The following is a 13,147-nucleotide window of genomic DNA, read 5'->3' on the forward strand; positions in this document are numbered from 1 at the left end:
TTTTATTTTAAAATATGACTTCCTAACCATTTTACATTCCTATTTTTGCCTAAAACAATCGACTGAGGAGAATACTATGTGGAAGAAAGCGTGGCTTGCCGTATTTTTAGCAAGCCAATATACCTTTGCGACAGGTGCTGGGCAAGAGCTCTCAAGAAATTATACCGAAACAGAATTAAAGCAATTAAAAAATGACTGGTTGATGGGTTATCAAAAAGAGTTGCAGCAATTAGAAAACCAGCGTTTACAGCAGAGAGAAAATTTTCAGCAAATAAGTTATTTGGTCGATGCCGCGTTGAGCCAAAAACATTTATCATCGTCAACGGAGCAGATTATCCAGCATTTATTAGCCACTTTATCGGGGTATCCATTAGAAATGGAGGCAAAATGGAAGCTATTAAATGCAAAAATGGTGCTAGAGCAAGCAACAGAAAATGAGATTAAAGCGTTTGCTGAGAAATACCCTGATTCTTTATATCAAAGGCAGTTGCAGAATTTTTCTTTTGAGAAACTTTATCGTGAGCAGAAATTTGCTGAGTTGCTGGAATTCGCCAAAAAGATAAAGCCAACTCGCTTAGTGGATCAATGCCGTTTATTTTCTGCTCGTTATGAGATAGCTGCGAGTAATGCTCAAATCAATCCAGACGCTACTAAGCAACAAGTGGAAAACGCTGAATTATTGGCATTAGTGCAAGAGTTCGATAATTTTTGGCTTGCGACGCCTAAATTAACCTCTGATTGTGCAAATCTAGAAAGCTACTGGCGAGATCGGGGCTTTAAAACTCATGAAAAAGTGCGTTTGAAAGCGGTCGAATTAGTTAGACAAAATGCAAATGCAGAGATGGCTAATTTATCGCTTAATGTAACGGATGAGGGGTTGAAAACGTGGTTAAATTCAGTAGAGAAAGTGGCTAATAATCCGCAAGAATTGCAGGATTTTATAGAAAATCAACCGCTTGACTCTTCGTTCAAGGCTGAGAATAAAGCAATTCTTTTGGCATTATTACCGAAATATATTCGTTCGCAACCAGAGAAGTTGGATAATTTGACATTTGAGCAATACCAATTATGGGCGGACAAATACCAATTTAGCGAGAATGAACTTGAAACATTAAAAATTGATTTTATCAGCCGACACTTTGATAATGAGGAACCTACTTTTCAGCTATGGCGTGATGAGCAAATTAAAACATTAGGCTCTGATAATTTGTTAGAACGGCGATTACGTCTGGCAATTTTGCAACAGACAGATTTAGTTGATTGGTTAGATAAGCTTTCAAGTCAGGGCAGGGAAAAAGCTGAATGGCGTTATTGGACGGCCAAAGTTGAAAAGAATGAAGCTAAACGTAGAACAGCGTTTGAGCAATTAGCAAAAGAGCGAGGGTTCTATCCGATACTTGCGGCTCAACAATTAGGCGTGGCATACCAGTTGCCGATTATTGAAGTTGCTCGTTTAACACCTGAGCAACTTTCATTGTATGAAAACGCACTGGAACGTATTCGTGAGTTGCGTGAATTAGGGCAATTTGATCAAGCAAAAAGAGTTTGGATTTACTTAATCAACAATGTTAAGCCAGTTTCAGGTGAGCTCTCACCAACTAAACTTCAGCTTGCCATTATCAAATATGCGAAAGAAAACAGTTGGTATGATTTAGCAGTAGAAGGTACGATTCAAATTAAAGCATTCGACCATATTGATTTACGTTTGCCAAATGCCTATTCCAATTGGTTTGATTTGAATTTGATGGGTAAGAAAATTACTCAATCCTTTGCTCAAGCGATTGCTCGCCAAGAAAGTGCGTGGAATCCGCAAGCTCAATCGTATGCTAATGCGAGAGGGTTAATGCAAATGCTGCCAACGACTGCTCAGAAAACGGCAAAAGATAATGGATTACCGTTTAGTGGCGAGCAAGATTTATTTAGGCCTTTTAACAATATTATGCTTGGCACCACTCATTTAATGGAGCTAAATGAGCAATATCCCAACAATCGGATTTTAATTTCATCAGCTTATAATGCAGGAACTGGGCGAGTAGCACAATGGCTTCGCCGCAGTAACGGAACTTTAGAAATGGATGAGTTTATTGCGAGCATTCCTTTTTATGAAACCCGAGGCTATGTACAAAATGTGTTGGCTTATGATTACTATTATCAGATGCTTTATAGTGATATGAAGGCAAAAAATGAGTTAAAAATGTTCTATCAAGAAGAATTAGATCGAAAATATTAAAAAGTACTTGCATTTTTATCTTAAAAGCCTATAATCAAACGCATCAGACGCGGGGTGGAGCAGCTTGGTAGCTCGTCGGGCTCATAACCCGAAGGTCGTTGGTTCAAATCCAGCCCCCGCAACCAGTTTTAAGCTCACAGCTTTGGTTAAAGTTGTGAGTTTTGTTTTATATGATGTTTTACAAATTTACAAAAAATTCGCTAAAAAAGACCGCTTGTTGTCTTCAACATCATAAAACAAACCGCTTAAAGCCCCACGGTTTCCCGTCTGGGGTTTTTTTTACGGAAATTGGTACAGGAATTAACGTATCAAAGCTGGTTTATCTGGCTTTTTTTATATTTGGAGATTGACTTGGCAACATTAGAGCAAAAACTAGAAGACCTTGTGCTTGGTTCTATTGAAGCATTAGGCTTTGAATTAGTTGGCATTGAATGCCAACGTGCGGGACGTTTTTTAACGGTTCGTTTATATATTGATAAAGAAGGCGGCGTAACCATTGATGATTGTAGTGATGTGAGCCGTCAAGTGAGTGCGATTTTTGACGTTGAAGATCCGATCGCAGATAAATATAACTTAGAAGTTTCTTCACCAGGGCTAGACAGACCACTTTTTACTGTTGCACATTATGAGCGTTTTATCGGGCGTGATGTCGTCATTTATTTACGTATTCCAATGTTAGATCGCCGTAAATGGCAGGGGAAAATCAACGCGGTTGAGGGCGACTTCATCTCACTAACAATAGATAACGAAAATCGTCAATTTGCATTTGGCAATATTCAAAAAGCAAATTTAGTTCCTGTTTTTAATTTTTAAGATTAAGGCAAAATGAAAAAATGAGTAAAGAGATTTTATTAGCTGCGGAAGCGGTATCAAACGAAAAGCAATTACCAAAAGAAGCAATTTTTGAAGCATTGGAAACCGCTTTAACGATTGCTACTAAGAAAAGCCGCGATTTAGATATTGATGTGCGTGTGGTTGTTGATCGCAAAACGGGTGATTTTCAAACTTTCCGCCGTTGGGCAGTTGTTGATGTTGTGAATAATATGACTCGTGAAATCAGCTTAGAAGCTGCACAATTTGAAGATCCAACGATGCAATTAGGTGATTTTATTGAAGATGAAGTCGAGTCTATCGAATTTGGTCGCGTGGCAATTCAGACTTTTGGTCAAGTGGTTAAAACAAAAATTCGTGAAGCTGAGAAAATTAAGATTATTGATGAGTTCCGTTCGGATTTAGGAAAAATTATCATTGCAACCGTTAAGAAAGTCACTCGTGATAATATTTTTCTAGAGCTACTTGGTAAAACTGAAGATATTAAAGGTGAAGCAGTGATTGTGCGTGAAGATATGATTCCTCGTGAAAACTTCCGCCCTGGCGACCGTATTCGCGGTGTGTTATATGAGATAAAGCCTGAATCAAAAGGTCCACAGCTTTTTGTTACTCGTGCAAAACCAGTAATGCTTGAAGAGTTATTTAAACTTGAAGTGCCTGAAATTGGCGAAGGTGTTATTGAGATTAAAGGTTCTGCTCGTGATGCGGGCTCTCGTGCAAAAATTGCAGTGAAAACGCATGATAAACGTATTGATCCCGTCGGTGCTTGTGTGGGAATGCGTGGTGCACGTGTTCAAGCCATTAGCAATGAATTAGGTGGCGAGCGTGTGGATATCGTACTTTGGGATGATAATCCTGCACAATTTGTGATTAATGCAATGGCACCAGCGGATGTTAGCTCTATCGTGATTAACGATGAGGCTCACTCAATGGATATTGCCGTTGAAGCAAAAAATTTAGCACAAGCGATTGGTCGTAACGGTCAAAACGTACGCTTAGCAACTCAATTAACGGGTTGGGCGTTAAATGTGATGACAAATGAAGAATTAACCCAGAAAAATGCTGAAGAAGATGGCAAAGTAATCAATTTACTAACCTCCGCGTTAGAAATTGATGAAGAGTTTGCTCAAGTATTAATTGAAGAAGGCTTTACTTCATTAGAAGCTATTGCGTATGTGCCAGTTGATGCTTTAACTGCTATTGATGGTTTAGAAGATGAAGACTTAGTGGAAGAATTGCAATCTCGTGCTAAAAATGCGATTACAAAGAAAGCGTTGGAAGAAGAGCAATTATTAAAATCAGCACAAGTTGAAGATAAATTATTAACGCTTGAAGGTATGGATCGCCATATTGTATTCAAGTTAGCTGAAAAACAAATCACTACGCTTGAAGAACTTGCAGAGCAAGGTGTTGATGATTTAGCGGATATTGAAGAGCTATCAGAAGAGAAAGCAGGCGAGTTAATTATGGCAGCACGTCAAATTTGTTGGTTCAACTAAGCTAAGCAAAGAGGATAAAAAGATGACTGAAGAGAAAAAAACACTTTCGCTTGGAGGTACTCGTAAAGCGAGTAAAGTGAATACAACTACTACCAGTGGTAAGGTAAAAGCGGTTGAAGTAAAAGAGAAAAAACCTAAAATTGATGCAAAAGCATTACAAGAAAAAGCGGCAAAAGAAGCGGCAGCAGCAAAAGCAAAACAAGAAAAAGAGGCGGCTGAAAAACTAGCAAGAGAGAAAGCAGCTAAAGAAGAAGCTGCAAAAAAATCGGCAGAATTGACCGCTAGTAAATCGCCTTCTGTGCCAGTAATGCCAAATAGCAAAGCAAAAGAAGATAAACCGAAAGTACAGCAGCCGAAGCAAGAAAAAGCGGTTGATCCGGAAAAAGAAGCGAAGCGTAAAGAAGAAGCGGAATTACGCCGTAAGCAAGAAGAATTAGCTCAGCAAAAAGCAGAAATGGAAGCTAAACGTGCAGCAGAAAATGCACGTCGCTTAGCAGAAATTGAGCTTGAAGATGCTGGGGATAATAGCAATGAAGATTTTGATGATGATCGTTTTACTTCATCTTACGCACGTGAAGCTGATCGCGATAATGACCATCGTAGTGAACATAGTCGCGGTCGTAACAATAAAGCCGCTGTTGCGAAGGCGAAGAAAGGCGGACGTGAAGACGATAAGAATGAACGTAGTGCAGATCGCCGTAATCAAAAAGAAGTAAAAGGAAAAGGTAAGCAGGGCAAGAAAGGAGGCTCGTTGCAACAAGCTTTCACTAAACCTGCACAAGTTGTTAAAGCAGATGTTGTAATTGGTGAAACCATTACTGTAGCCGAACTTGCAAACAAAATGGCAGTTAAAGCGACAGAAATCATCAAGATGATGATGAAAATGGGCGAAATGGTTACTATCAACCAAGTTATCGATCAGGAAACTGCACAATTGGTTGCAGAGGAGTTAGGTCATAAAGTGATTCTTCGTAAAGAAAATGAATTAGAAGAGGCTATTTTAGAAGATCGCGATACTAATGCAGAAAAAGTAACCCGTGCGCCAGTTGTAACTATTATGGGGCATGTTGACCATGGTAAAACCTCATTACTTGACTATATTCGTAAAGCGAAAGTGGCAGCAGGAGAAGCGGGTGGTATTACGCAGCACATTGGTGCATACCACGTTGAAACTGATGAAGGTAAGATGATTACTTTCTTAGATACGCCAGGACACGCAGCCTTTACCTCAATGCGTGCTCGTGGTGCGAAGGCAACTGACATTGTTGTTTTAGTAGTGGCAGCAGATGATGGTGTAATGCCTCAAACTATTGAAGCTATTCAACACGCAAAAGCGGCAGGTGCGCCATTAGTTGTTGCAGTAAACAAGATTGATAAACCAGAAGCAAATCCTGATCGTGTTGAGCAAGAATTATTACAACACGAAGTCATTTCTGAGAAATTCGGTGGTGATGTGCAATTTGTGCCCGTTTCAGCGAAACAAGGTATGGGGATTGACGCACTACTAGAAGCGATTGTACTTCAATCGGAAGTGCTAGAATTAACGGCTGTAAAAGATGGTATGGCAAGTGGTGTAGTAATTGAATCTTACCTTGATAAAGGCCGTGGCCCAGTTGCAACTATTCTTGTTCAATCAGGTACGTTAAATAAGGGCGATATCGTTCTTTGTGGCTTTGAATATGGACGTGTTCGAGCAATGCGTGATGAAAATGGTAAGGATATTGATTCTGCAGGTCCATCAATTCCAGTTGAAGTATTAGGTCTTTCAGGCGTACCAGCAGCGGGTGATGAAGCAACGGTTGTGCGTGATGAGAAAAAAGCCCGAGAAGTAGCTTTATATCGTCAAGGTAAATTCCGTGAAGTAAAACTTGCTCGCCAACAAAAAGCGAAGCTGGAAAATATGTTCAGCAATATGGCAGCCGGTGATGTGGCAGAATTGAACATCATTGTGAAAGCAGATGTACAAGGTTCTGTTGAAGCTATTAGCCAATCATTAACAGAGCTTTCAACCGATGAAGTGAAAGTGAAAATTATTGGTTCTGGTGTGGGGGGCATTACTGAAACTGATGCAACCTTAGCTGCTGCCTCAAATGCGATTATGGTTGGCTTTAATGTTCGAGCGGATGCTTCTGCTCGTCGTGTGATTGAAGCAGAAAGTATTGACTTGCGTTATTACTCTATCATTTACGAACTGTTAAATGATGTGAAAGCCGCAATGACAGGTATGTTACAGCCTGAGTTTAAACAAGAAATTATTGGCTTGGCAGAAGTGCGTGATGTTTTCCGTCATCCGAAGTTTGGTGCAATTGCAGGTTGTATGGTAACGGAAGGCATCGTGAAACGTAACAACCCAATTCGTGTATTACGTGATAACGTGGTGATTTTTGAAGGCGAATTAGAATCTCTTCGTCGTTTCAAAGATGACGTAGGCGAGGTGCGTAACGGTATGGAATGTGGTATCGGTGTGAAAAACTACAACGATGTAAAAGTTGGTGACCAAATCGAAGTCTTTGAAATCGTTGAAATTAAACGTTCTATCTAATCATCAACAAGCGGTCTGATTTTACAAAAAATTTGTAAAAATTGACCGCTTGCGAGCTAACGGCACGGGTGTTTCTCACACCGTGCCTTTCCCTTTATAGGAAATAGAAAATGTCCAGAGAATTTAAACGCAGCGACCGCGTGGCTCAAGAGTTGCAAAAAGAGGTGGCGGTAATTTTACAGCGAGAAGTAAAAGATCCCCGTATTGGAATGGTAACGGTTTCAGATGTAGAAGTTTCAAGAGATTTAGCTTATGCCAAAATCTTTGTAACTTTCTTATTTGATAACGATCCGGATGCGATCTCACAAGGTATGAAGGGCTTGGAGAAAGCAAGTCCGTATATCCGTACTTTAGTCGGTAAGGCAATGCGTTTGCGAATTGTGCCTGAATTACGCTTTATTTATGATGAATCATTGGTAGAAGGTATGCGTATGTCTAACCTTGTCTCTACGGTGATTAAAAATGACGAAGAAAAGCATAAAGAGGACTAATTGTGTCTAGACCTCGTAAGCGTGGCCGTGATATTCACGGCGTTTTCTTATTAGATAAGCCGCAGGGAATGTCCTCAAATGATATTCTGCAAAAGGTAAAACGCATTTTTCAAGCGAATAAAGCTGGGCATACGGGGGCGTTAGATCCTCTAGCCACAGGTATGTTGCCAATTTGTTTGGGTGAAGCAACTAAATTTTCCCAATTTTTATTGGATTCCGATAAACGCTATTTGGTCACAGCTAAATTAGGTGAAAGAACGGATACTTCGGATGCTGAAGGGCAGATAGTTGAAACAAGAGAAGTGAAGGTGGCAGAAGCGGATATTTTAGCGAATTTAGATCAATTTCGTGGCGATATTTTGCAAGTACCGACGATGTTTTCTGCCTTAAAACATAACGGAAAACCTTTGTATGAATATGCAAGAGCAGGAATAACCGTTGAACGTGAAGCACGTCCTATTACTATTTTTGAGCTGAATTTTATTGAGTACAATGCACCATTTTTAACCCTTGAAGTGCATTGTTCAAAAGGCACTTATATTCGTACTCTGATTGATGATTTAGGTGAAGTGCTTGGTTGTGGTGCTCACGTGACGATGCTACGCCGTACTGCAGTAGCGAATTATCCTATTGATAAAATGATGAGCTATGTGGATTTGCAAAAGTTAGTCGAAAATCAACCGCTTGTAGAACTAGATAAGCATTTATTGGAAATGGATACGGCAGTTTCTTCACTAGCAAAAATCAATTTAACTGAACAGCAAACTAAAGCAGTTGGTTTTGGCCAAAGAGTGAGGTTTGATAACCCCGATAAAATTTATGGTTTGGTGCGTTTATATTCCGATGATAAGCAATTTCTGGGTATAGCTGAAATGACTCACGATAATGTAATCCGCCCTAGCCGAATGATTAACTTAACAGAATAAAAATGAAATCAATATTTTCTTTACCACTCGTGATTATTTCCTTAGCCCTTGCAGCTTGTTCAAGTGATAATTCAGAACATTACTCACGTTTAGACTTAGCGGCGAAATATGGCAAATCACGTACAATAGACCATTTTAATGAGTATGTGCATTTTTTGAAGCAGAAAGCCGCGGGTGCAGGCGTTTCAACAAAAACATTAAATGAACAGAAATTTATTCATTACAATGCAAGAGCAGTGCAATTAGATCAACAGCAAGCTGCTCGTAAGCGTAATCCAAATTTACCGCCTCCTCCGCCAAATCCAAATGGAGTAACGAATTATTTGAATAAAGTGCTTAATCAAGCCAAGGTGAACCAGGCGGTAGAACGTTGGTATAGTTATAGTGTAGATTTAAATCGTGCCAGCCAAAAATATGGGGTGCAAAAAGAGTATATTTTAGCATTATGGGGAATGGAAAGTAGTTTTGGTCGTCACCAAGGTCGTTTTGATGTACTTTCCGTATTGGCAACCCTTGCTTTTGATGGTCGTCGTGAAAAGCTCTTTACACAAGAATTTGTGAATGCAATGAAAATGCTCGACAACGGTACGATTAATCGTGATGAGCTATTAGGTTCTTGGGCAGGAGCAATGGGGCAGACTCAATTTATGCCAACCTCTTATTTAACCTATGCAGCCGATGGAGATAATGATGGCAAAAAAGATATTTGGAATAATAAGGCTGATGCTTTTGCTTCAATTGCTAATTATCTTTCAACGGTAGGTTGGGATAATCAACTACCTTGGGGTGTTGAAGTTAATTTATCCGCCCCAATTGATTTAAGTTTTTCAGGCATTGAACATAATAAAGCAAAAACGTTAGAAAATTGGCAAACATTAGGCGTTTATTTAGCTTATCCTAATCAACAAGAAGTGGCGAAAATGGCACGCTTAAATGGTAAAAAGTTATGGCTTATTCGTCCTGATAAAGAAGCAGGAAGAGCCTTTTTAGTTTCTAATAACTTTCGTACCTTAATGGATTGGAATAGATCAAACAACTTCGGTATAAGCATTGGTAAATTTGCAGACAGAATTCTAGCTTCAGTTGGGCAATAGAGGCGAAAAGCATAGTAAGAGGAATTCAAACTATGCTGCCCTCAAAATCTAAATGCGTGCTTTATTCAGAATGGTTTTAGAATTTTTAAACGGAGCTAATGCTATTATGGCTATGTATCATTGCGAATAGAAACCATCACCTGATCTATTTTAAAATTATCGGTATCAATAATTTCAAATTTATATTTATCCCATAATACAAAATCGGTTTTCTTAGGAATCTTACGCAATAGATACATCATAAAACCAGCGATAGTTTCATAATTCTCTGCATTAGGAAAATTTGTAATATCTAATGCTCGCATTACATCTTCTAATGGTGTTGCACCATCAATAAGCCAAGAGTGTTCATTACGTTGAACAATTTGTTCTTCTTCGTTAGACACTAATTCACCCATTACAATGCTCATTACATCATTGAGAGTAACAATACCTACTACTAATCCATATTCATTAACGATAACGGCAAAATCTTCTCCAGTTGATTTAAAGAGTTCCAATACTTCATATAAAGAGAGCGTGTCTGGAATAAATAGCGATTTACGTAATACGTTAGCTTCGGTTAGTTTTACCTGCTTTTCTTGCAGATAGAGTGTTAAAATATTATGGCTTTCTACGTAACCTAAAATTTTGTCGATCGACTTATCGCAAATCAATAGCTTAGAGTGAGGGTTTTCTTTAATGGTAGCTAGTACTTGATCTTGATTAAAACTCTGATCCAAGAAAATTATATTTTCGCGTGTTGTCATTGTGGAGGTAACGGTACGTTGCTGCATTTCAAAAATATTTTCAATTAAATATTGCTCTTGCTCTTTTAAAATACCTGCCTGAGTACCTGCATCTACTACTGCAAAAATATCCTCAGATGTCATATTATCTTCTCGAATAGTGGGTAATTTAAAAAGTTTAAAAATTGTGTTTGCAATAATGTCAAATGACCAAACTAATGGCTTAAATACAGTGATGAAAAATGTCATTATTCCTATAGTCTGTAAAGTAATTTTTTCTGGGTTAGCCATTGCCAGCCGTTTAGGAATGAGATCAGCAAATAAAATAAAGGTAAAGGTAACAAAAATAAAGGCTAACCAAGAACTGATGCTTTCTATCCAATCAGCTTGGCTATATTGAGAAAGTAGTGAATAGACAAAAGGACTAACAATACTCTCACCAATCACGCCACCTAAAATCGCAACCATATTGAGCCCAATTTGAACAACAGTAATGAAATGCCCAGGCTGTTCCTGTAATTTTAAGACTTGGCTGGCTTTTGTATTACCTTCATTTGCCAGTTGCTGTAATTTGATTTTACGAGCACCAGCCAGTGAAATTTCAGCGGAGGAAATGACCGCACTGATGATAACAAGTGCAACCAAAATTAAGATAGCTTCAAATAAATTCATAATGTATGGGGCTTAATTGTTAGAATAAAATTATTTTAATGGGATGTGTATATTAAAGTGAATAAATATAAAAAAATCTGCAACTTAATCAGTTGGCTTGATTTAACTTTCAGCGTGCAGAACAATGTTGAGTTTATTTAAAAATGCACCGATGATTAAAAAAGTTATCTATAAATCAATTAATTGCACTTTGAATTTATCACCAATCAAATTAAATTGTCAACATAAAAGGCAATTGGCATAATTTTGACCACCTTATTTTACAAACGCACGGTAGAGGAAAAAGCGATAACGATGGCTTTAACCTTAACTGGTGCAGGGGGGCATTACCTCTGGTGGGAATCTGGCAAAAGGCTACGGTAATGGCGAAAGTCAGGTTGGGCTAGCGCCAAGTTGGCTATAAAAATAGCACCCCGAAGAGTTTCGGGAGGATTAGCTGCAAGCGGTCGTTTTTACGTAGAATTTTGCATATAATGAGCGATATTTTTACTACTCAACGTATTCTAAATGACCAAATATAAACGTCCTACTTTGCAAGATATCGCTTCCTATCTCGGCATTACTAAAATGACCGTCAGCCGTTTTTTGCGTGATCCAAACATGGTAGCGAAAGAGACTGGTGAACGCATTGCACAAGCGATAGAACAGTTTGGTTATATTCCAAATCGTGCTCCTGATATTCTCTCTAACGCCAAAAGTAGAGCGATTGGCGTGCTTGTTCCTTCACTCACTAACCAAGTCTTTGCGGATGTGATCAAAGGCATTGAACAGATTACCGACCAAGCAGGTTATCAGACGATGCTCGCCCACTACGGTTATAGCGAAGAAAAGGAAGAGAAGAGGATTGAGTCGCTACTTTCTTATAACGTTGATGGAATTATTCTCTCTGAAAATCATCACTCCGCTCGCACACTGAAAATGCTGGAAGTGGCTCAAATTCCTGTGATTGAGATAATGGAGTGTGAAGGCGGCATTCAACAAGCGGTCGGATTTGACAACATTTCTGCAGCACAAGCGATGGTGGAAACGATGATCCAACGTGGTAGCCGCCATATTGCCTACTTTGGGGCGAGAATGGATAAACGCTCGCAACTTAAAATGCAGGGCTATGAACAGGCAATGCAAAAACACAGTTTGATACCGCTCAACATTACGACTGAACAACATTCTTCCTTTACGCTCGGAGCAGAGCAACTCCGCCAAGCTCTTGCTCAACAGCCACAACTAGATGGTGTATTCTGTACCAATGACGACTTAGCCATCGGAGCATTATTTGAGTGCCAACGTTTAGGCATTATCGTGCCAGAGCAGATCAAAATTGCTGGCTTTCACGGACACGATGTCGGACAATCTCTCACCCCACAGCTTGCCAGTGTGATTACCCCTCGCTTACAAATGGGCAGAGTAGCAGCACAAGAACTGCTCGACCGCATTCACGGCATACCGCAACAAAGCCCGATTATCAATTTAGGGTATCAGATACATTTGGGCGAGAGTGTGTAGCAAGCGGTTAGATTTGAAAACTTTTTTGTAATTTAGACCGCTTGTATCTTAAATCAAGGGTTTAACCGTCTCTACACATCTCTCCACTACTTCCTCAAAACTGCCATCAATATCAATGAAGAATACGCCAGGCTCATCAGCTTGTGGGATTTCTAGAGTATTGAACTGGCTTTGCAACATTTCAGGCTTCATAAAATGGCCTTTGCGTTGTTTCATTCGTTCCAGCACCAGCTCAAATGAGCCGTTTAGGAATAGGAATTTTACATCAGCATTGCCTGCTCGGATTTGATCACGGTATTTTTTCTTTAATGCCGAGCAGACAATAATTCCTTTTTCGCTTTTCTGTTCTAGGCTGAAAGCGGCATCGTTAATTCGCTCTAACCACGGGCGGCGGTCATCATCATTTAGAGGTGTACCGTTTGCCATTTTGAGAATATTCGCACGAGGGTGAAGATCGTCCCCATCAATCAATTTCAAGCCTAATTTCTGTGCAATAGCCGTACCAACAGAGGTTTTACCTGTGCTGGATACTCCCATTAAGATAAATGCTTTTCCTTGAGACATTTGTCTGCTCCTGTGTTATCGGTAACTTTTATTTGAGCTTAATTTAGCAGTTTAAAACGAAAAATCA

Annotated in this window: 10 protein-coding genes and 1 tRNA gene; 9 read left to right on the plus strand and 2 right to left on the minus strand. The window is 39.3% G+C overall.

The features are described 5' to 3' along the window. Positions 1-76 precede the first annotated feature (76 nt). The 8 genes from GM698_RS08055 (at position 77) to GM698_RS08090 (ending at position 9,613) form a co-directional block, all read left to right on the plus strand. Positions 77-2,230 (plus strand): transglycosylase SLT domain-containing protein, encoded by a 2,154-nt coding sequence (locus GM698_RS08055; protein WP_209289236.1) that lies wholly within the window; start codon positions 77-79, stop codon positions 2,228-2,230. A 48-nt stretch (positions 2,231-2,278) separates the two neighbouring features. Continuing rightward, a tRNA-Met gene (locus tag GM698_RS08060) sits at positions 2,279-2,355 on the plus strand. A gap of 226 nt (positions 2,356-2,581) precedes the next feature. Continuing rightward, positions 2,582-3,043 carry a ribosome maturation factor RimP gene (gene rimP, locus GM698_RS08065; RefSeq protein WP_209289237.1) on the plus strand — a complete coding sequence of 154 codons (462 nt, stop codon included), beginning with the start codon at positions 2,582-2,584 and terminating at the stop codon, positions 3,041-3,043. Positions 3,044-3,063: 20 nt separating this feature from the next. Then, positions 3,064-4,560, plus strand: coding sequence for a transcription termination factor NusA (nusA, locus tag GM698_RS08070; protein WP_159629147.1), 1,497 nt, complete (start codon positions 3,064-3,066; stop codon positions 4,558-4,560). A 22-nt stretch (positions 4,561-4,582) separates the two neighbouring features. Next, positions 4,583-7,102 (plus strand): translation initiation factor IF-2, encoded by a 2,520-nt coding sequence (gene infB, locus GM698_RS08075; RefSeq protein WP_209289238.1) that lies wholly within the window; start codon positions 4,583-4,585, stop codon positions 7,100-7,102. A gap of 110 nt (positions 7,103-7,212) precedes the next feature. Next, positions 7,213-7,593: a 30S ribosome-binding factor RbfA gene (gene rbfA / locus GM698_RS08080; protein WP_159629153.1), complete on the plus strand. Its 381-nt coding sequence runs from the start codon at positions 7,213-7,215 to the stop codon at positions 7,591-7,593. A gap of 2 nt (positions 7,594-7,595) precedes the next feature. Continuing rightward, positions 7,596-8,519, plus strand: a complete 924-nt coding sequence (truB, locus tag GM698_RS08085; RefSeq protein ID WP_176808852.1) for a tRNA pseudouridine(55) synthase TruB — start codon at positions 7,596-7,598, stop codon at positions 8,517-8,519. 2 nt (positions 8,520-8,521) lie between these two features. Beyond that, the gene (locus tag GM698_RS08090; RefSeq protein ID WP_209289239.1) at positions 8,522-9,613 is read left to right on the plus strand and encodes a lytic transglycosylase domain-containing protein; all 1,092 of its coding nucleotides are present in this window, start codon (positions 8,522-8,524) and stop codon (positions 9,611-9,613) included. Positions 9,614-9,723: 110 nt separating this feature from the next. On the opposite strand, the gene GM698_RS08095 is transcribed toward GM698_RS08090, so the two are convergent. Beyond that, positions 9,724-11,013 (minus strand): hemolysin family protein, encoded by a 1,290-nt coding sequence (locus tag GM698_RS08095; RefSeq protein ID WP_209289240.1) that lies wholly within the window; start codon positions 11,011-11,013, stop codon positions 9,724-9,726. Between the two features lie 507 nt (positions 11,014-11,520). Between GM698_RS08095 and gntR the strand changes: the two genes are divergently transcribed. Further along, positions 11,521-12,516, plus strand: a complete 996-nt coding sequence (gntR, locus tag GM698_RS08100) for a gluconate operon transcriptional repressor GntR (protein ID WP_176810250.1) — start codon at positions 11,521-11,523, stop codon at positions 12,514-12,516. Between the two features lie 48 nt (positions 12,517-12,564). Here gntR and GM698_RS08105 read toward each other — a convergent pair whose 3' ends face one another. Further along, positions 12,565-13,080, minus strand: a complete 516-nt coding sequence (locus GM698_RS08105) for a gluconokinase (RefSeq protein ID WP_159629158.1) — start codon at positions 13,078-13,080, stop codon at positions 12,565-12,567. Positions 13,081-13,147 lie beyond the last annotated feature (67 nt).

Source organism: Mannheimia sp. ZY171111, assembly GCF_017750945.1.
Taxonomy (GTDB): domain Bacteria; phylum Pseudomonadota; class Gammaproteobacteria; order Enterobacterales; family Pasteurellaceae; genus Mannheimia; species Mannheimia pernigra.